Source organism: Mycetohabitans sp. B8, assembly GCF_021991875.1.
In the GTDB taxonomy this organism is placed as follows: domain Bacteria; phylum Pseudomonadota; class Gammaproteobacteria; order Burkholderiales; family Burkholderiaceae; genus Mycetohabitans.
This window is the reverse complement of record NZ_JAHLKR010000017.1, coordinates 98,352-115,680: the sequence shown is the minus strand read 5'-3', so window position 1 is coordinate 115,680 and position 17,329 is coordinate 98,352. Positions and strand designations below refer to the sequence as shown.

The 17,329-nt window shown below is 60.5% G+C and carries 20 protein-coding genes, 1 tRNA gene, 2 pseudogenes and 1 riboswitch; of the genes and pseudogenes, 9 read left to right on the top strand and 14 right to left on the bottom strand.

Annotated elements, in window-relative coordinates:
• Positions 1–17 precede the first annotated feature (17 nt).
• Together KQH60_RS09315 and KQH60_RS09310 are read left to right on the top strand one after the other, a co-directional pair.
• Positions 18–917, top strand: coding sequence for a dienelactone hydrolase family protein (locus tag KQH60_RS09315; RefSeq protein WP_237576197.1), 900 nt, complete (start codon positions 18–20; stop codon positions 915–917).
• A gap of 151 nt (positions 918–1,068) precedes the next feature.
• A pseudogene (locus tag KQH60_RS09310) lies at positions 1,069–1,836 on the top strand (terminase family protein); the annotation flags it as partial.
• On the opposite strand, the gene KQH60_RS09305 reads toward KQH60_RS09310, so the two are convergent.
• From KQH60_RS09305 to ybgC, 13 genes and pseudogenes are all read right to left on the bottom strand, one after another.
• A complete protein-coding gene (locus KQH60_RS09305; RefSeq protein WP_237576196.1) occupies positions 1,806–2,144 on the bottom strand; it encodes a type II toxin-antitoxin system HicB family antitoxin in 339 nt (112 codons plus the stop codon). The pseudogene KQH60_RS09310 and the gene KQH60_RS09305 sit on opposite strands and share 31 nt — an antisense overlap.
• Positions 2,141–2,284 (bottom strand): annotated as a pseudogene (locus KQH60_RS15050) (type II toxin-antitoxin system HicA family toxin); the annotation flags it as partial. The pseudogene KQH60_RS15050 and the gene KQH60_RS09305, both read right to left, overlap by 4 nt.
• The gene (locus KQH60_RS09300) at positions 2,248–2,388 is read right to left on the bottom strand and encodes a hypothetical protein (RefSeq protein ID WP_237576195.1); all 141 of its coding nucleotides are present in this window, start codon (positions 2,386–2,388) and stop codon (positions 2,248–2,250) included. The pseudogene KQH60_RS15050 and the gene KQH60_RS09300, both read right to left, overlap by 37 nt.
• A gap of 227 nt (positions 2,389–2,615) precedes the next feature.
• Complete coding sequence (locus KQH60_RS09295; protein ID WP_237576194.1) at positions 2,616–2,996, bottom strand: type II toxin-antitoxin system VapC family toxin; 381 nt, start codon at positions 2,994–2,996, stop codon at positions 2,616–2,618.
• Positions 2,993–3,199 carry a type II toxin-antitoxin system VapB family antitoxin gene (locus KQH60_RS09290; protein ID WP_235091378.1) on the bottom strand — a complete coding sequence of 69 codons (207 nt, stop codon included), beginning with the start codon at positions 3,197–3,199 and terminating at the stop codon, positions 2,993–2,995. The genes KQH60_RS09295 and KQH60_RS09290 overlap by 4 nt, the downstream gene beginning before the upstream one ends.
• Positions 3,200–3,753: 554 nt before the next feature.
• Positions 3,754–3,829, bottom strand: a tRNA-Lys gene (locus KQH60_RS09285).
• A 79-nt stretch (positions 3,830–3,908) separates the two neighbouring features.
• A complete protein-coding gene (gene ybgF / locus KQH60_RS09280) occupies positions 3,909–4,658 on the bottom strand; it encodes a tol-pal system protein YbgF (RefSeq protein WP_237576193.1) in 750 nt (249 codons plus the stop codon).
• A gap of 17 nt (positions 4,659–4,675) precedes the next feature.
• Positions 4,676–5,185 (bottom strand): peptidoglycan-associated lipoprotein Pal, encoded by a 510-nt coding sequence (gene pal / locus KQH60_RS09275; RefSeq protein ID WP_237576192.1) that lies wholly within the window; start codon positions 5,183–5,185, stop codon positions 4,676–4,678.
• Between the two features lie 18 nt (positions 5,186–5,203).
• Positions 5,204–6,496 (bottom strand): Tol-Pal system beta propeller repeat protein TolB, encoded by a 1,293-nt coding sequence (gene tolB / locus KQH60_RS09270; protein ID WP_237576191.1) that lies wholly within the window; start codon positions 6,494–6,496, stop codon positions 5,204–5,206.
• Between the two features lie 145 nt (positions 6,497–6,641).
• A complete protein-coding gene (gene tolA, locus KQH60_RS09265; protein WP_237576190.1) occupies positions 6,642–7,646 on the bottom strand; it encodes a cell envelope integrity protein TolA in 1,005 nt (334 codons plus the stop codon).
• Positions 7,643–8,095, bottom strand: a complete 453-nt coding sequence (gene tolR, locus KQH60_RS09260) for a protein TolR (RefSeq protein ID WP_237576189.1) — start codon at positions 8,093–8,095, stop codon at positions 7,643–7,645. The genes tolA and tolR overlap by 4 nt, the downstream gene beginning before the upstream one ends.
• Positions 8,096–8,106: 11 nt before the next feature.
• The gene (tolQ, locus tag KQH60_RS09255; protein ID WP_237576188.1) at positions 8,107–8,784 is read right to left on the bottom strand and encodes a protein TolQ; all 678 of its coding nucleotides are present in this window, start codon (positions 8,782–8,784) and stop codon (positions 8,107–8,109) included.
• Positions 8,785–8,839: 55 nt separating this feature from the next.
• The gene (gene ybgC, locus KQH60_RS09250) at positions 8,840–9,313 is read right to left on the bottom strand and encodes a tol-pal system-associated acyl-CoA thioesterase (RefSeq protein ID WP_237576210.1); all 474 of its coding nucleotides are present in this window, start codon (positions 9,311–9,313) and stop codon (positions 8,840–8,842) included.
• A gap of 151 nt (positions 9,314–9,464) precedes the next feature.
• A riboswitch (ZMP/ZTP riboswitch) is annotated at positions 9,465–9,563 on the top strand.
• Between the two features lie 152 nt (positions 9,564–9,715).
• On the opposite strand from ybgC, the gene glyA reads away from it, so the two are divergent.
• The 7 genes from glyA (at position 9,716) to KQH60_RS09215 (ending at position 14,629) form a co-directional block, all read left to right on the top strand.
• Positions 9,716–10,963 carry a serine hydroxymethyltransferase gene (gene glyA, locus KQH60_RS09245; protein ID WP_237576187.1) on the top strand — a complete coding sequence of 416 codons (1,248 nt, stop codon included), beginning with the start codon at positions 9,716–9,718 and terminating at the stop codon, positions 10,961–10,963.
• Between the two features lie 18 nt (positions 10,964–10,981).
• Complete coding sequence (gene nrdR, locus KQH60_RS09240) at positions 10,982–11,476, top strand: transcriptional regulator NrdR (protein WP_237576186.1); 495 nt, start codon at positions 10,982–10,984, stop codon at positions 11,474–11,476.
• A gap of 235 nt (positions 11,477–11,711) precedes the next feature.
• Positions 11,712–12,257: a GspH/FimT family pseudopilin gene (locus tag KQH60_RS09235; protein WP_237576185.1), complete on the top strand. Its 546-nt coding sequence runs from the start codon at positions 11,712–11,714 to the stop codon at positions 12,255–12,257.
• Positions 12,254–12,751 carry a hypothetical protein gene (locus KQH60_RS09230; protein WP_237576184.1) on the top strand — a complete coding sequence of 166 codons (498 nt, stop codon included), beginning with the start codon at positions 12,254–12,256 and terminating at the stop codon, positions 12,749–12,751. The genes KQH60_RS09235 and KQH60_RS09230 overlap by 4 nt, the downstream gene beginning before the upstream one ends.
• Positions 12,752–12,789: 38 nt before the next feature.
• Positions 12,790–13,596: a PilW family protein gene (locus KQH60_RS09225; RefSeq protein ID WP_237576183.1), complete on the top strand. Its 807-nt coding sequence runs from the start codon at positions 12,790–12,792 to the stop codon at positions 13,594–13,596.
• Positions 13,596–14,120 (top strand): hypothetical protein, encoded by a 525-nt coding sequence (locus tag KQH60_RS09220; protein WP_237576182.1) that lies wholly within the window; start codon positions 13,596–13,598, stop codon positions 14,118–14,120. The genes KQH60_RS09225 and KQH60_RS09220 overlap by 1 nt, the downstream gene beginning before the upstream one ends.
• The gene (locus KQH60_RS09215; RefSeq protein ID WP_368669330.1) at positions 14,036–14,629 is read left to right on the top strand and encodes a type IV pilin protein; all 594 of its coding nucleotides are present in this window, start codon (positions 14,036–14,038) and stop codon (positions 14,627–14,629) included. Before KQH60_RS09220 ends, KQH60_RS09215 begins: the two co-directional genes overlap by 85 nt.
• Positions 14,630–15,063: 434 nt before the next feature.
• Here KQH60_RS09215 and KQH60_RS09210 read toward each other — a convergent pair whose 3' ends face one another.
• Positions 15,064–16,221, bottom strand: a complete 1,158-nt coding sequence (locus KQH60_RS09210; RefSeq protein ID WP_237576180.1) for a hypothetical protein — start codon at positions 16,219–16,221, stop codon at positions 15,064–15,066.
• Between the last annotated feature and the right edge of the window lie 1,108 nt (positions 16,222–17,329).

Genomic DNA, 17,329 nt, shown 5'->3' with positions numbered 1-17,329 from the left:
GCATGAAGGACAGTCGAATGGATGGCCTGAAGCTCAAGTCGAACAGTTCGCGCACCGTGATGGGCGCGCACGAGCGCGTATCGGCGGCGGCCTCGCCGGTGCAAGGCACCACGATCCATACCGACGCGCAAGGACTGGTGGTGGGCGAAACGAGCGTATCGTCGGCTGGCTTCGAGGTTCCAGTCTATTTTGCGAAGCCCAGTTTGGGCAGCGGCTTGCACCCGGTGCTGCTGGTTGTGTCGGAAGTGTTCGGCGTGCATGCGCACATCGCACACGTATGCCGGCGCTTGGCTAAGCGGGGTTATCTGGCGCTCGCACCGGACCTGTTTGCGCGCTGTGGCGATGCGTCAGCGTACCAGACACTGCCTGAACTGATGCGCGAGGTGGTGTCCCGGACTGCTGATACACAGGTGATCGCGGACCTCGATGCAGCCGCAGCGCATGCCGGTGTGCTGGGCGGGGACGTCGGCCGGCTCGGCATCACGGGTTTTTGCTGGGGTGGCCGCATCACATGGCTCTACGCGGCGCATAACGCGGGCGTCAACGCGGGCGTGGCATGGTACGGTCGGCTCGACGGCGACGTGACGGAGTGCACGCCCGCCCATCCGGTCAGCGTAGCGTCCCGGCTGTGCGCGCCCGTGCTGGGCCTGTATGGCGGGCAGGACCCGATCGTGCCGGCGGCGCATCTGAGCGCGATGCGCGCCGGACTTGAGCAGGGTAGTCCCGCCGCCCGGTCATCGCGTATTGATGTCTATCCGCATGCCGGACATGCGTTTTTTGCCGACTATCGGGCGAGCTACCAGCCCGCCGACGCTGCGCATGCATGGGGCGAGTGCTTGCGTGGTTGCGCTCGCACCGCGTTGCGTGATGTGCTTGGGGAGCACAGTGGCTGTATGACATCGTGCAGGCCATCGTGACGTGGTTCTTTTGATCGCTTGGTATTGGCGCACGGATGACCGGACCACGAAGCAGCTCCAGATGCCGAACGGCAGTCAACCGAAGTCGCGGGTCGTGGCCCATGGCTATGCGGATGCTATTGCATAATGCGCATAGGCGCGGGCAGCGAACGTCACCGTCGGGGATGCGGCGGCAGCCGGCTGCACGCTCTTTGACTTGGCCGAGCTGCGTGATGAGTACAGCGCCGACGAGTATGCGAACTTGCTAATGTGTCAGTTCATCGACGACACCGCGTCGATTTTCAGGCTCGCGGATTTGCAGCGCTGCATGGTCGATTCATGGCAGGAGTGGGCGGACGACTTCAAACCGCTCGCGGCGCGCCCGTTCGGTGACCGCCCGGTGTGGGTGGGCTACGACCCGGCGCTGTCGGGGGATTCGGCCGGGTGCGTTGTCGTGGTGCCGCCGCTGGTGGCCGAGGGTTCCTTCCGCATACTGGAAAAGCACCAGTGGCGCGGCCTGGACTTCGGAGCCCAAGCGCGCAGCATCGAGCAAATCACGCAGCGTTACACCGTCACGTATATGGCGATCGATACGACCGGCATCGGGCAGGGCGTCTATCAGCTCGTGCGTCAGTTTTACCCGCGTGTGGTCGCGTTTAATGACTCGCCGGAAGTGAAGGGCCGGCTCGTGCTCAAAGGACTGTCGGTGGTTGGCCATGCCCGGTTGCAGTTCGATGCGGGTTGGACCGACATGGCGCAGTCGTTCATGGCCATTCGCAAGACGCTGACCGTCAGCGGCCGGCAGTTGACGTATGAGGCCAGCCGCAGCGAGCAAACCGGTCATGCGGATCTCGCCTGGGCGGCGCTGCATGCGATATCGAACGAGCCGCTCGAAGGCATGACGGCTCGTCATGCTGGATTTATGGGGATTTGCTCATGATGGGAAAAATCGAGCGGCAAAGGCAGGCTCGCAACACATCCGCTCGATGCCGTCCTGCTCGGGCGAGCGCCTTCACGTTTGGCGATTCCCGACGCTGGCTTTTGAGGCTTGCGATTCGTTTGCTTGCAGTCTTCAAGATCAAGATAGTGATCGATGGCTGCATGAAAATCTTGCTTCAGTTCAGCAACCGTCTCGCCGTGAAAACTGATCTTGTCGTCAACACCGAGCACGTGGCCGATGAAGATGTTGTCTCGCCCGTCAAAATCGACGCGAGCGAAATAGCCCTTGTAAGTCATTGCATTGGTCATGGTTTGATTCCCAATTCGATGAACCAGTCGCGCAAATTTTCCACCTGATACCGCTTTGCCTCTTTGCCCGGATGCGGACGATGCAGGTAGCGGCGTGTCCCGTTCAACTCGAAGGCAATGCGCGAGCCGGCGCCTCAGTATCGGTCTTGCCAAGCAACTCGCACAACGCATCGATCCCGTGACTGGTATTGGCGATGGCCTTGGATACCTCGCGTAGAGGGGGCAGTGGTCGGGTGAGCGGCATATCACACCTCCAACTGCAATTGCGTCATGTCCTGGCCAATTAGCGCCAAATTTGACATCGGCCAGACAGCTAGCCGATTTTTTGTCGCGTGGGGAATGCCGTTGAGGTGGACAATCTGGAAAAGATCTATTTCATCCCATTGCATCCAGCGCCGCGCCGAACCCTTGGGCTTTTTTGCGTTCCGGGGTCATAAAAACAGGGGCGGGGGATGTGGGTAAAACCCGAATCTAGTGCAACTTGGGATGATGCGCCACATCAAAACGTGCCGACAAATCGGCAAGGCGCTTGTCCAGTGTCCATAGTTGCGCGCCTGGCGTGATCAACGTTGAAGCGAGCAATGCCACGTCAACTAGCCCGCAGCCAAGCCCATGGAGCTTTTCGCGTTCGATGAACGTCATTACTTCTGTCAAGCTCGCTTGATTGGCGGGCTGCATCAACCCAATGTCGTTGAGTGTCTGGGTACGTGGAGCCGGGGGTGTCCCGCAAGCAAGCTCAATCAAGACCATAGGGTGAGTCAGTGCCAAGTCGGCTTGGATCAAGTCGACCAAAGCATTGTTGCGGATCCTGAAGTGGCTCACCCATACCGAAGTATCGACGAGTACGCTCATCTTTCGCCTGGCTCCGTACGGCGACGTGGCACGTCTTGCATATCTGTCATCGTACCGCCCAGCGCAGCTAAACGCTTGGCCGCTTGTACCCGCACGAAAGTCTTGATGGCTTCACGAAAGATGTCCGATTTATCCATGTTGGGATCGGCGATTTCCAGCGCTTTTTGGTAAAGAGCATCGTCAATGGTGACAGTGGTTCGCATGAAGACTTTCCCTCTAAAATTGATGAAATTTTTCATCAATTTTAGCATCTTTTCGATCGCAGCGCTCCCTCTACCCTACGTCGCCCCTCGCGGGGGCTTGACCGTATGCCGGTGACTGCGTCATTCAACCTTCGGCGCGCCCGGTGTCGGCCCGCAGTTGGTCGAGTGGGTATTCCGGCTCAACGTGACCGAGCATTCCGATTCATCGTGACCGGTAATTCCGGACGAACATGTGCTGCCGCACATCAATTGGCCCACGAGAGCGGTTTTCTGCCTGCGAAAAGGTGTGTTCAGCACCTTAAGTTAGTTTGTCATCGATTCGCCGTGGTTTTGCAAATCCCAAGTTGCTCAAAGCATTGATCTATACAGGGTTAGGGTGTGGGGGTAAATCTCTGTAGGGAGTGCTCGCAGCCGTCCTTGCTTGCCGAAGCCAGCGGCCCAAAAACTACACGCAGCAATGAACACGTGGCCGCTCGATATGAGACACTGTCTAATAACAGACTTATCACCCAATGAAAAAGGGCCTAGCATCGCTGCTAAACCCTTGATTTCCTTGGTAGGCCGTACTGGATTCGAACCAGTGACCAACGGATTAAAAGTCCGCTGCTCTACCAGCTGAGCTAACGACCCAAAGAGCCAAAAATTATATCGACAAAAAACCGATTGGTCAAGCGAGCGACTCACGGGGAGCCGCCCATCGGTACGCTCGCTATCGGATCTGCGACAACCGGCTTTGTGCCGCCTGCGCGGCATTCGATCCGCTGTATTGCGCAAGCACCTGTCCCAGTGTTCGCTTCGCGGCCGCCTTCTGCCCTTGCTCCAATTGGTTGTTTGCGATGGCGAGCAATGCTTCTGGCGCGCGCGGGTGCGTAGGGTACTTCGTCACGACGCCCTGCAACACCGTTGTCGATGCCTTGTAGTCACGCTGCGCGTACAACGCATTGCCGAGCCAGTATTGTGCTGTCGGCTGATATGGGCTATTCGGATACTTCGACACGAACGCCTTGAATCCCGACGTCGCGCCCTTGAAGTCACCGTTTTTGAACAGTTGCAACGCCGCGTTGAACGCGTCCGTTTCGCCTGGTTGTACCTCGCCTTGGACGCCATCGATCGTCTGTTGCTGAGGTTCGAACTTCTTCAGTCGCGCGTCTAGGTCAGTGTAGTAGTCACGCTGTTGCTTTTGCAGCGCGGCGACTTGATTGGCCAAGTCCTCGTTCTGTCCTCGTAACGTTGCCACCTGCTGGTGCAGCTGGTCGAGTCGGTTCGATTGATCGAATATCGTGCGCTGCGCCGCGCTCATCTGGTTTGACAACGAGTCGGCTTTCGCGCGCAGGTCCAGCACCGCTTGCCGTGCCTCGTTATCGTCGAACAGACCTGCGTGCGCAGGCGGCGCGGCGAGCGCGGCGCCTGTCGCAGCCACAGCTGCGGCGATGCGCAGCCTACTGAAACGGACATTCATGCGTGAGTCACCGCGGGTTATTGATAGACGAGATCGGCGCGGCGATTCTGTGCCCACGATGCTTCATCGTGGCCCGTCGCAGCCGGTTTTTCCTTGCCCAGGCTCACTGCTTCCATCTGACTGTCGTTCACCCCGAGCAGTGCCAACGCGCGACGCACCGACTCGGCACGCTTTTGGCCCAATGCCAAATTGTATTCGCTGGTACCGCGCTCGTCGGTGTTGCCTTGGATCAGCACGTGGCGTTGCGGATGGCCCTTCAGGTATTGTGCGTGGGCTTGCAGCAGCGGCTGATATTCATCGTTGACGGCGTAGCTGTCGAAATCGAAGTAGATGCTGCGTTTGGCGAGCGGGCTGTTCGGGTTGTTGAGTTCGTCAACATTAACTTGCTGCACGTCGGTCAGCTGCGGTTGCGTGCCCACGGCGCCCCCCTTGGCGTTGGCGCCTTCATCGAGTTTGACACCCGAGTGGCACGCCGCCAATGCGCCCACCATCAGCGCTGCAAAAACGATACGCAATTTGGACATCATTTGAAGCTCTCCTTGTGATTATTGCATGAAAGGGCCCCAGCACGGCTCACGCACGCCGCCGCCCGGGATCGACAACACCTGCCGTATGCTGCCGTCGGTCGAAACCGCGGCCAGCACCTGACGGCCTTTGACCTGGGTCGCGTAGAGCAGGTATTGGCCGTTCGCAGCGAAACTCGGTGATTCGTCGTGCGTCGTATCGGTGAGCGCCGTCGCGGACCCCGTCGATAGGTCTTGCAGATACAGCCTGAATGCGCCTGCGACGCGCGAAATATACGCAAGCGCTTTGCCGTCCGGCGAGACGCGTGCACTGGTGTTGTAGCCGCCGTTGAACGTCACGCGCTGCGCGGCGCTCGCCGATTCGCCCTGTACAGGCATTTTGTAGATTTGAGGCGGGCCGCCGCGGTCGCTGGTGAAGTAAATCGACTGGCCGTCCGGCGAGAAGGTCGGCTCGGTATCGATCGAGTGGCCGCGGGTGAGCCGGCGCAGGCCGGAGCCATCGGCGTTGACAATAAAGATCTGCGTATTACCCGTTAGCGACAGCGCTACTGCGAGCTTCGTGCCGTCCGGCGACCACGCCGGCGCACTGTTGTTGCCCTTCTGGGCGGAGACCATCACGCGTCGGCCGGTTGGCAAGTCGTGGATGTACACGATCGGCTTCTTTCTTTCGAACGATACGTAGGCGAGCTTCGTGCCGTCCGGAGACCACGTTGGAGAGATGATGGGCTCTGGGCTCGTCAGCGCGATATGCTCGTTCTGGCCGTCTGAGTCGGAGATCTTGAGTTGATAACGTTCGCCGTGACGCGTCACATACGACAGCCGCGTGGCGAACATCCCGCGCGCGCCAAGTAGCTTCTGATAGATGTAGTCGGCGACCTTGTGGGCGCTCATGCGCAGCCCGCTTTCCGGGCTCACGAGTGAGAGCCCGCCCAGGCTTTGCTGCTTGACCGTGTCGTACAGGCGGAATCGTACTTCATACTGGCCGTTCGCGAGCCGCGTAACGCTGCCGCCGACGAACGCGTTTGCTCCGTTGGCCTTCCAACCGCCGAGATCAACGGAGTCGGATTCGGACACTGGCGTGCTACCCGCGTCGATGCGACTGAACTTGCCGCTGCGGGCCAAGTCGGCCCGCACGATCGCCGCGACCTGCTGCGGCGAACTGGCCTCGTTTGCAAAGTTTGCCACCGCAATCGGGAACTGGGTCGAACCGACACCTGTGACGAGCACCGTCAGGTCGGCGCGCGCCGACGCGCCGGCGGTGACAAGCAATGACGCAAATAGCGTTTTCAGCCCCAGTTTTTTGATCAAACTCATGGCTTTTTCCTACGTTTCCCTGATTACGTTGTTGACGATTCCGCAACCCGAAGCAGACCATGAAACGGGGCGATCGTTCCCTTGGCGCACTCGCATCGCGACGCTTTGCGAGCGTGCAGGTCGATGCGCTGCGCTCAGCAAGCGATCATCCGCCGGCAGGCCGCATCCGGATATTGAAGCTTGCCGGTGCCTTGCCATGGGTGTCCAGCGGCATCGGATCGGAGCGCTGGACCGCGCGCAGCGCCGCGTCGTCCCACTGCGCGTTACCGCTGCTGCGCGCAATGCGCGCGTCGAGCAGCGCACCGTCGGGTGCGCAGCGTACGGCAATCAGCGCGTCCAGCCCTTCAGTGGGCCCGGACCAGATGACATTGGGCCGCACACGGCGCTGCACCTTGTCCGCGTAGCCAGCCGACGTTGCGGTTCCGCCGCTTCCCGTGCCTGTGCCGCTTTGGGCCAGTCCGTTACCCCCGGGCGCATCGCCGGCCAAGCCCTGCAGCTGCGCCAGTCGTGCCCGACGCGCCTGGTCGAGCTTCTGGCGCGCGGCCTGCTCGGCCGCCTGCTTGGCCTTGGCCGCTTGTTGCTCCTGTTGTTTTTTCGCCTGGGCAAGCTTTTCCTGCTGCTCTTTCAACTGCTGTGCCTTCAACGCTTCCTGCTTTTTCAGCGCTTCCTGCTGCTTCAGTGCCCCCTGCCGTTGCTGCGCCGCGAGCTGCTGCTCGCGTAATTTTTCCGCCTGCTGCTGCTTCAGTTTCTCGGCCGCTGCTTTTTGCGCGGCAAGTTGCTGGCGGTGCGCGTCGACTTGTTGTTCGGCTTGCCTGCGCACGCGCTCCTGTTCGGCCAGGTGCGCCTGGCGCTGCGCCTCTTGTTGCTTGCGCCGCTTCTCCTGTTGCAACGCGATGTCCGCCTCCTCGCGCTGTGCTGGCGGTGGCGCGAGCTGCGCTGGCGGCGCAGCGGCAGGGGGGGGCGGGGCCGACGGGCTCGGCACTTCCGTCCAGATTTCTGCTTCAGCGCCGGCAGGAGGGCTGTTTTGCCATTGCATCCCGTGGTACAGAAAGAGCGCGAGCAGCACGTGCATCAACGCGGCGAGCGCGAGTGCGCGCAGCGTGCCGCGCTCCCGCGGCGGTTCAAACGGATATCCTGCGTTCGGCTTCATTTCGGCTTGACGAGCAGCCCGACGCGCTTCACGCCGTTTGCTTTCAGCTCCGACATGATGTTCATCACCATTTCGTATTTGACCGACTTGTCCGCGCCGATCACGACCGGCTGGTCGGGGTGAGCTTGCGCTCGATCGGCGACAAAGTGGTCCAGGTCTGCCAGCGTCATTGGCCATTCCTGCGTGGCGCCCGACGCGTCGTCTTTGTATTGAACACTCATGGTGCCGTCAGGCTTGAGATTGACGATGACGGGCGGCGTCTGTTCCTGTGGAGCCGCATGGCCGACCGTGGGCAGGTTGATGATCGACGGCGCGACAAGCGGAGCGGTCACCATGAAAATGACGAGCAGCACGAGCATCACGTCGATGTACGGAACGACGTTGATGTCGGACATTGCGCGGCGCGAACGGCCGCCGCGCAGACTGGAGCGGATCGGAGTGCCGGCCATCGGGTTCTCCGTCAGTGAGCCTGCCGTTGCAGGATGTTCGAAAATTCTTCGATAAAGGTCTCGAAGCGGATCGACAGGCGGTCGATGTCGTGTGCGTAGCGATTATAGGCGACCACCGCCGGGATGGCCGCGAACAGGCCGATGGCGGTGGCGACCAACGCCTCCGCGATGCCGGGCGCGACGCTAGCCAGCGTCGCTTGCTGCACGTTTGCAAGCCCGCGAAACGCGTTCATGATGCCCCAGACAGTGCCGAACAGGCCGATGTACGGGCTCACCGAGCCGACCGACGCAAGAAACGCTAGATTGGCCTCGAGCGCGTCCATTTCGCGCTGGAACGCGGCGCGCATCGCGCGACGCGCACCATCCAGTATCGCGCCGGGGTCGGCGACGCGTTTTTCCTTGGCTTTCAGGAACTCACGCATGCCTGACTCGAAGATCCGCTCGAGGGCGCCAATCGTATGACGATTGTTCGCCGCGCCCTGGTAAAGCATCTGCAGGTCGCCACCCGACCAGAAATTGCGCTCGAACAATTCAGTCTGCGCGCGGGCGCGACGGATCGAGAACCATTTACGGAAGATGAAAGTCCAGGACATCAGCGACAGCAACAGCAACAATGCCATGACGGCTTGCGCTAGCAGGCTTGCGTTCAATACGAGCGAAATGATCGAAAGGTCTTGTGCGTTATTCATGGTGATTCACTGGGTGGCCCGGATCGGCTCACGTTCTGTGCAATGTCAACGTATGTCAGCGTGCGAGCGTTGACAGCCCCGCGTCGCGCGGGCGGCTCAACAGCGCTTGGCGTACATTGTCAGGCAGTGGCACGGGCCGGATTGTCGCGCGCTGGACGCAGGCCACGCGGATTGTGCCGGTGCAGAGCACTTTGCCGTCGCAACTTGCCTGTTGGTAAAAATCAACCGAGGCGGGGCCGAGCCGCTCGATGCGACTGTCGATGATGAGCACGTCGTCCAGGCGCGCCGGGGCGCGGTAGTCGACGGCGGTGCTGCGCACGACGAACATGACCTGCTGGGCGTCGGCCAGCCGCTGCTGGTCGATGCCGCATGCACGCAGCCACTCGGTGCGGGCCCGCTCGAAGAACTTGAGGTAATTGGCGTAGAAGACAATGCCGCCGGCGTCGGTGTCCTCGAAATATACGCGTACCGGCCACGTAAAGCCGGGCTGGGCTGCCGGTTCAGGCGAGATCATGTTCATCCGCGGGATTCTACCGGAACGCGTGTGACAGTCTCGAATGATGAACGGTGTCGCGCTGCGTATAAGCAGCCGCGACATCGCAATGACGGAAAAAAGAACGGGCGTTTTTAAATGTCACGCTCAGTTGCCTATTCAGCACCCTTCCAATACACTAACGCGCCTAACCCTGCGTAACTGGCGATAGCGACTTTGAAGTCGGAGGTGGAATGACCACCGTGAAGCGCGGGGTGCAGTCTTGCCGTTCGCCTGGGCAGCCGTGATCCGGTCGCAGTCGTTGCGTCACCCGGGCTGTCCTGTCCTTGCGTCATCGGAAGTCTCCTTCCGCTAAGCCGTTCCAGGACCGTATCCCTGCCGTAGGCGCGACAGTGCACCGATTCGGTTAACCGTTTGAACATTAAAGGGAACTGACGCATGTTTGACAAAGCCGAGCAAACCATTGCGAACGTCGATCCGCAAGTCTGGCAGGCGATTCAGAACGAGAACCGCCGGCAAGAAGACCATATCGAGCTGATCGCGTCGGAAAACTATACGAGCCCGGCGGTGATGGCAGCCCAGGGCTCCCAACTGACCAACAAGTACGCCGAAGGGTATCCCGGCAAGCGGTACTACGGCGGCTGCGAATATGTCGATGTGGTCGAGCAGTTAGCGATCGAACGGGTCAAGCAGCTGTTTGGCGCGGAGGCGGCGAACGTACAACCCAATTCGGGTTCGCAGGCCAATCAAGGGGTGTTCTTCGCGGTTCTCAAGCCGGGCGATACGATCATGGGTATGAGCCTCGCGCACGGTGGCCACCTGACGCACGGCTCGCCGGTCAACCTGTCCGGCAAGTGGTTCAATGTCGTCAGCTACGGGCTGAACGAGAACGAGGACATCGATTACGACGCCGCCGAGCAACTCGCGCAGCAGCACAAGCCGAAGCTGCTGGTCGCGGGCGCATCGGCGTTCTCGCTGCGCATTGATTTCGAGCGCCTGGCACGGATCGCGAAGTCGGTCGGCGCCTATTTCATGGTAGACATGGCGCATTATGCGGGACTGATTGCTGCCGGCGTCTATCCGAACCCGGTACCGTATGCTGACTTCGTGACGACGACCACGCACAAGAGCTTGCGCGGTCCGCGTGGCGGCGTGATCCTAATGAAGGCCGAGCACGAGAAGGCGGTCAATTCAGCGATTTTCCCGGGCATCCAGGGTGGTCCGTTGATGCACGTGATTGCGGCGAAGGCCATCGCGTTTAAGGAAGCGCTGGCGCCGGCGTTCAAGACCTACCAGCAGCAGGTCGTGGACAATGCGCGCGTGCTCGCCGAAACGCTGGTCAAGCGTGGCTTGCGGATCGTATCCGGCCGCACCGAGAGCCATGTGATGCTGGTCGACCTGCGTGCGAAGCAGATTACGGGCAAGGCCGCGGAGGCTGCATTGGGCGCCGCGCATATCACCGTGAACAAGAATGCGATCCCGAATGATCCGGAAAAGCCATTCGTGACCAGCGGCATCCGTCTCGGCTCGCCGGCGATGACCACGCGTGGTTTCGGCCCCGAGCAGGCCGAGCAGGTCGGCAACCTGATTGCCGATGTGCTGGATAATCCAGACGACGCGGCAACCATTGAGCGGGTGCGCGGCCAGGTCGCCGAACTCACGCGCCGGTTTCCGGTGTACAAGTAAGCTGCGGGACGAATCGTCATGCGCTGCCCGTTTTGTCGGCACGAAGACACCCAAGTGGTGGATTCGCGCGTGTCGGAGGACGGCGCAGCGATCCGCCGCCGTCGTCGCTGCCCGGCTTGCGACAAGCGCTTCACGACATACGAGCGGGTCGAACTCGCGCTGCCGACGGTTGTCAAGAAAGATGGCACGCGAGTCGAATTCGACCGCCGCAAGATTCTGTCCAGCATGCAACTTGCGTTGCGCAAGCGGCCTGTGGCCGCCGACGCGATCGACGAGGCGGTGGCGCGTGTCGAGTACCAGTTGCTGGCATCGGGCGAACGCGAGGTGCGCAGCGAACGGCTTGGCGAGCTGGTGATGGACGAATTGCGCAAGCTCGACAAGATCGCCTACGTGCGTTTCGCGTCGGTGTATAAGCGTTTTGAGGACGTGTCCGAGTTCAAGAATTTGATCGATGAATTTGGTCGATCCGCAGCCGGCGCGTCCGGCCCCACGTCGCGCAAGCGGCAGTCATAGGCGCCTCTGACGGCGTCATCGCGTTTCTCATCTTATATCGCTGTCCACCATTGCGCCGCATCGCGTGTATTTCGACGCGCGCGGTTAAAGATCCGCGACGCGAAGCGAGCGCAAGCGCGTGGTCCGGCGCCACCGGCCATTCGGTCAATTGTTGCGCGCTGCGCGCCGTCCTACAGTGTTCGTCAATTGCAACGCATCGGGCGTTGCGTGTCGCGGGCATTTAGGAGGCATGACGGTGGAACGATATCGAGCCGCGCCGCGGCGCGGATTCATGCTGACCGAGACGGGTACGGTCATGGCGATTTCATTGGCATTGGCGGCATGGGCGATTCCGTCGCTCGACGAATGGCGTTCGCGTGAGCAGATTCGGGCGGCAGCGCGTGCACTGGCGCGCACGTTGTCGTTGGCACGCAGCGAGGCTGTGGCGCGGCAGGCGCCGGTGACGGTCTGCCGCTCGGATGGCGCGGGCCGGTGCATCTTACCTGGCCGAGCGTGCGCCACGGGCGCGCTGGACTGGTCCTGCGGCTGGCTGGTGCAGACCCGGCAGCCTGGCGTCAGCGCGCGGCCAGTCCTGCTCCACGTACAACCGGCTGTGAGCGATGTGACGATCACCGGCAGTACGACGGAAATGAGATTTCTGCCGCCCGCCGGCTTATCCGCTGGCAGCTTTCGCGGCTTTGCGGTGCGCGCAGCGCACGCGTCACCGCGTATTGCGGCGTTGCATGTTCGTCTTGCGGCCGGTGGCCGTGCGTTGATCCGTGCCGATGCGTATCGCAGATGAGTTTCTCGCGCGGCTTATCGAGCCGGCTGCGGGGGACCGGCGCGGTCCCGTCCACGGTCCGGGTGCCATCGCGTGCGTTACGTGTGCCACGGCCGGGCGTGGTCGGCGCCACGATGATCGAGGCCGCGGTCGCCACTGCATTGGCCGCGGTGGCCATCGTTGGCGCGGGCGCGGCGTGGCAGGCGATAGTGCGTTCGGATCAAGCTTTGTCGAATCGTATGCGAGCGGCGTTGATCGCGGACGCCGCGCTCGAGTTGATGCGTGCCGGGCACCCGCAATCTGTGGCGCTCGCGTTCGCGAGTCGGGATGCGTCACGCCAACTGCTCAACGGTACCGTGATGGTGGAACGCGATCCGGACGGTGCCCACGTGCTGATACTCGAATGGTCGGAACCGGCCGCCGACACGTCGCAGCGGGCGGCGGCGTGTCGCGGGATGACCGTGCCGCCCGACGGATATGTGCGCCGCTGCCTATCGCTGGGCTTCCTCGAATGATCAGCGTGTCACGCAGGCGTGCTGGGGGGCATACGCTGATGGAATTGCTCCTTTCATCGACCATTGGCTTGATGCTCATGCTTTTGCTGGCCGGGTCGTACGGTGCGCTCAGCGGGACGGCCAGTCATGTCGACGAGACTCGCCGAGCCGCGGCCGCCGGCCAACAGGCGCTGGAGATCATTGTGGCGCATGCAAGACTTGCCGGAATGCCGCAGGTTTTTCCACGGACATCGCGCGCCTCAACGGCCTCAACGGCGACGTGGGCGGTCGAAGCCTCCGATGCGCTCGCCGCGGATGAGACGACACGCGGCCCGCCGATCTTCGGTTGTGAGCGCGGTATACCCGAACGCGAGCAAGCTGGGCGGTGCCGCGCGGTCATGCACGACTCGGATGGCGTGGTTTTTCGGTATGCGGCTGACCCGGTGGCGACCTGGCCATCAAAAGACAACTGGCCCACCGATTGCCTAGGCCAGAACGTGACGGGCGACACGATTGCGGTGCGTTTCTACGTTCAGACGCGTACGCCCGACCAACCGGAGCTTTATTGCCGGGGCAATGGCCACGACGTGACGGCACAGCCGTTAGTCGATGGGATCGAGCAGTTGCGGTTGTCCTATTGGCTCGCCGGCGCTCACGCCGCGGTTCGCGCGTCGTCATTATCCGAGCCGGATTGGCGTCGTATCGTAGCCATCGATGTCTGCGTCGTGTCGCGCGGACCGGTGACGACGCGTCCGACGGCCTACCTGGACTGCGACGGTAATCGGGTGATGCCGGCCGATCGACGGGTCCGTACCGCATGGATGCGCCGCGTGGCGATTCGCAACGCCGTTGCGGGCGGCACGTGATGACGCGCGCGTTGCTCAGACAGCGTGGCAGTGTGCTGCCGCTCGTGTTGATATTTGCTTTCGCGTTGACTGCGCTACTCGGCTCATCGTTGGATGCGGTGCGCTCGACGGCGCGCATGGAGCGTGGACTCGTCGCGCATATCGAAGCATTTCATGCAGCGGATTCGGCGCTGCGATGGTGCGAACGTTACGTGACGCATGCGTTCGACATCGGTGCACCGGTCCATGGTGTCACACCGAGCCCACAGGCCATGCCAGCATGGCATCAGCGCGCGCTATTCGACGGGGAGGCCGGTAGCGCGATACAGCCGGTGCGTCGCTGGCGTGCCGGCGGGCGGGCGCCGCAGTGCCTGATCGAGGTGGTGAATGTCTCAGAGGCTGGCGCGACCGCTTATCTGCTGACCGCGCGCGGCTTCGCGGTCGATGAGGAGAGCGAGATATGGTTGCAGGCGATCATGTGGGTTGGCGACGCGCAGCGGACGGTGCGTACCGGATGGCGGTTCGTGGCCCGCAGGCCGTTTTGAGCACGGTACGGTGCCGGGGCATGACGCTGGTCGAACTGGCGATGGTATTGGCGCTCGTTGCTATCCTCGCAACATATGCGTTGCCAACGTATCGTGAGCAAATGCGCCGCAGTATGCGGGTAGCCGCCGTCAGCGCCGTTTATCGCGCTGCTCACTATGTCGAGATCCAACTCGTACAGCGTACGCAGGCGCTCGGTGGGACTGGCATCGTCACGGATTCCATTGTACTTCCGACAGAGTTCGGGCGCGTACCGCCGGGTGCGCGCGCCGCCTATGCGCTACGGGTTACCGGTGCGACGCGGGTCAATGGCGGGTACTCCGTGGTGGCCGAGCCGCTGCACGACGGGCCGATGGCCGACGATCACCTGTGCGGTGCGTTCAAGCTCGACGCCACGGGACAGCGAAGCAATTCCGGCGCAGCTGGGGCTGCGGGCGGATCCGCTAGTCCGTCGGACCCGGCGCGTATTCTCCCGCGATGGCACGAGCAGACGTATTGCTGGACTCGATGATGCGCGCGCCGCACCGGCGCGTGCCGTCGAACTGCTCGTATAGCTGCGCGTTTGGAGAGAAGCAGAATTCGAATCCACCAGTGTCGGTAACACATCAAACAAGCGGGGTTCAGCCAGCAACCCGTGCGGCGAGTACGCACTTGCGCACCTCTCGATTTGCGCAAGTCCTCCAAGTCCTTTTTGGCGTCTTCAAGATTTGCAAGCGTGTTGAGTCGTTTGTATATCGCCCAGTTGACTCATATGGCTGGCTTGCGCATATTAAGCAATTCTAGCTCATGACGTTGCTTAAATACGGTTTTGAAGCATCATTGGGGCGGTGAGCGCTTGCCTGGCTGCTGCCAGTTTTGCCAGCACAGCAGCACGTGCACCCAGCGGCAGCCGTAGTGCACGTGTGTTCGCATCCTTTCTTAATGCGCATTATAATTATATTCAAATCACGTGCGATCGATGGCTAGCGGAACGCGCAACGCGACAGACTCAATGTTTTGCGCGCTCGCTGCTGAGGAGGGTTCCGCCGTATTCTCATCGTTTTCTGTCTCAACTTCTTCCTCATCAAGTGCCACGCCTTTTTCCATCGAGCTAGAGTCTTGCCGTAAAAACAGATCTTTGCTAGAGCTTTCTTTGGCCGTTGGCGCCCAATTTTTATCCATCCATTTTTCCACACACTGCGTCAAGCTCATCTGTGAATTCTGGTGCCCCTTTGACGCTAATTGCATCGCATGAAAAAAATTAATTGGGTTAGATTTAGCCGCTGCAGTCAACGAAGTAGAGGGTGCTGGTGCCGTATCGCTGGGCGCCTTATTGGTCGCCTTCTCGCGCAGCACTTCCCCAATCACCTTTTTTGCCGCGCTGCCACTTGTCTTACCCGATGCTTTGCGCGCCTTTTCGGAAAGATCCGCACCCGCTGCGGCTGCTCCACCTACTTTAAGAACAATAGAGGCAGCTTGGGCGGCGGGATGGGGAACCATGCCGAGGGCCGTTGCCACAGCGGTTGTCGCCGTTAAACCGGCTGCGGCTGCAGCCGCATCATGCGTAGCACGACCTTTAATCGCTTCTGCGACTTGCTGGATACCTTCTGGTGTTGTGGTGACGCTTGCGAGTGCCGCACTGGCGGCGCCCCGCGCTGTCTTGTACGCGCCTTGAGCCGTATCTGCTATCACAGCGCCAGTAATTTGAGTCGCCTCTTGCGGTGTAATCGAGGCATTTCCGCGCGTAATGTTGAAGGCGCCTTGCACCGTCCTAGCATCATCGGCTAGATCCTGGAATGCTGTTTGCGCATTCTGCACTGACTGAGAGGGTTGCGTGATCAAAGTCCGACATTTGTCCACCAAACCCACACGCTTGTCATATTGATGAGTAATACCTTCGATGATAGGATTTGCCCCTTCTGTTGGCGCGATGCGTCGGCTTATATCACCAAGGCGTTGGTTACCAGTTTGCAAGATAGAATTAGGGGCTTTCGGTGAATTTGTCGTTTGAACTGTCTCTGTTTCGTTAGCATTGTTGTCCCTTTTGGATAGACGGTCGATGATCACGCCTCCCACGAAACCGCCGCCAATTTTAGCTGCTTTAGTTGCTACTGTCCTGAGCATTCTACCTCCTATTTAAAAGCTGCATATAGGTCAAGCATGCCGGCCTAAAGCCCGCCCAAATAGATTGCCAATTCTGTTGCACGGCCTGGGTAATTCATGGCCATCGCCAACTGATACCGCTTTAGCCGCGTGATGCGCCATAGCGGCAAATCTTCATCTAGATCGCTATGCAACTCGTTTGCGGCATTAGCAGCGCGCCGCGACACCGTGGCCTATCGTCGCTCATCGACCGGCTCCATAACGCCGACCCTACGCTGGCGTCTGGCCGCCAATCTTCGGCTAGCATCGCATCATGTAATGCAATTGTTACGCTGGCAAGTTTCTATACAAGCGTCACATTACTATAGAACAGGGAGCGGCGTTCACCCAAGGTTTTATTGGTCGCTTCAGGCGCCAACATGGAAGCAGCACAGGCAAAGGTTGTGCTCCACCACGTTTGCGAGCGTGCGCTGCAATAGGTGATCAAGGCACGATGAAGTAAAAAACCTGAAGTTGCCGAGATTCGGGGCGTTTGGATTGGCCTCCCCCATACCGGCGCAGACCGCATGAGAAGTTAATTCTTCGGATCAGTTTTAGTTAAGTTATACAAAGCCTTGCTCCGATAAAGCCATTATTACGTAGAGTGGCTCAATGCGCTCTTAGACGACGACTTTTGTGGCAGTCGCAGCTCAAAGGTTGAATTTTCAGAGCGGTTTCCATTGCGTTTTTTCGCGCACTGTCAAGTACGAATTTAATTAAATAGCGTGGCATAATGCAGTAAATAATAACCAAGCCGTGCCGCCATTTGTTTCGCTAAGCGCGCGGCCTGACTGAATCAAGATGGCCGAATGAGACGACGCAAATAGTCTGCACGCCAGCGCGTAGCCGTGCTTAACGCGTGGCGTGTGGGGCGCCCCTTTTGGGGTTGTGCGAGGCGTACGGCATCAGTCGCGTGATGTTATATTTATGGAAGCACACCTATACTGGCATGTTGGCCGACGCGATTAAGCAACGGGATACGCTTGAAATGACGGTGGCGCAAAAGCATGCGCTGGACGCGCACGCAACGCCTAAGCGACATCACCCGCGCGACGCGGGTCAATGGCGGTTACTCCGTGGTGGCCGAGCT

Bases quoted from the DNA above. Each gene is read 5' to 3' on its own strand.
- KQH60_RS09220 (WP_237576182.1), top strand. From the start codon at position 13,596: ATGACGCGCGCGTTGCTCAGACAGCGTGGCAGTGTGCTGCCGCTCGTG.
- KQH60_RS09215 (WP_368669330.1), top strand. From the start codon at position 14,036: ATGGTTGCAGGCGATCATGTGGGTTGGCGACGCGCAGCGGACGGTGCG.
- ybgF (WP_237576193.1), bottom strand. From the start codon at position 4,658: ATGAATGTCCGTTTCAGTAGGCTGCGCATCGCCGCAGCTGTGGCTGCG.
- tolA (WP_237576190.1), bottom strand. From the start codon at position 7,646: ATGAAGCCGAACGCAGGATATCCGTTTGAACCGCCGCGGGAGCGCGGC.
- tolR (WP_237576189.1), bottom strand. From the start codon at position 8,095: ATGGCCGGCACTCCGATCCGCTCCAGTCTGCGCGGCGGCCGTTCGCGC.
- tolB (WP_237576191.1), bottom strand. From the start codon at position 6,496: ATGAGTTTGATCAAAAAACTGGGGCTGAAAACGCTATTTGCGTCATTG.
- KQH60_RS09300 (WP_237576195.1), bottom strand. From the start codon at position 2,388: ATGCCGCTCACCCGACCACTGCCCCCTCTACGCGAGGTATCCAAGGCC.
- nrdR (WP_237576186.1), top strand. From the start codon at position 10,982: ATGCGCTGCCCGTTTTGTCGGCACGAAGACACCCAAGTGGTGGATTCG.
- KQH60_RS09315 (WP_237576197.1), top strand. From the start codon at position 18: ATGGATGGCCTGAAGCTCAAGTCGAACAGTTCGCGCACCGTGATGGGC.
- KQH60_RS09295 (WP_237576194.1), bottom strand. From the start codon at position 2,996: ATGAGCGTACTCGTCGATACTTCGGTATGGGTGAGCCACTTCAGGATC.
- KQH60_RS09305 (WP_237576196.1), bottom strand. From the start codon at position 2,144: ATGACCAATGCAATGACTTACAAGGGCTATTTCGCTCGCGTCGATTTT.
- pal (WP_237576192.1), bottom strand. From the start codon at position 5,185: ATGATGTCCAAATTGCGTATCGTTTTTGCAGCGCTGATGGTGGGCGCA.
- tolQ (WP_237576188.1), bottom strand. From the start codon at position 8,784: ATGAATAACGCACAAGACCTTTCGATCATTTCGCTCGTATTGAACGCA.
- KQH60_RS09210 (WP_237576180.1), bottom strand. From the start codon at position 16,221: ATGCTCAGGACAGTAGCAACTAAAGCAGCTAAAATTGGCGGCGGTTTC.
- KQH60_RS09225 (WP_237576183.1), top strand. From the start codon at position 12,790: ATGGAATTGCTCCTTTCATCGACCATTGGCTTGATGCTCATGCTTTTG.
- KQH60_RS09230 (WP_237576184.1), top strand. From the start codon at position 12,254: ATGAGTTTCTCGCGCGGCTTATCGAGCCGGCTGCGGGGGACCGGCGCG.
- KQH60_RS09290 (WP_235091378.1), bottom strand. From the start codon at position 3,199: ATGCGAACCACTGTCACCATTGACGATGCTCTTTACCAAAAAGCGCTG.
- glyA (WP_237576187.1), top strand. From the start codon at position 9,716: ATGTTTGACAAAGCCGAGCAAACCATTGCGAACGTCGATCCGCAAGTC.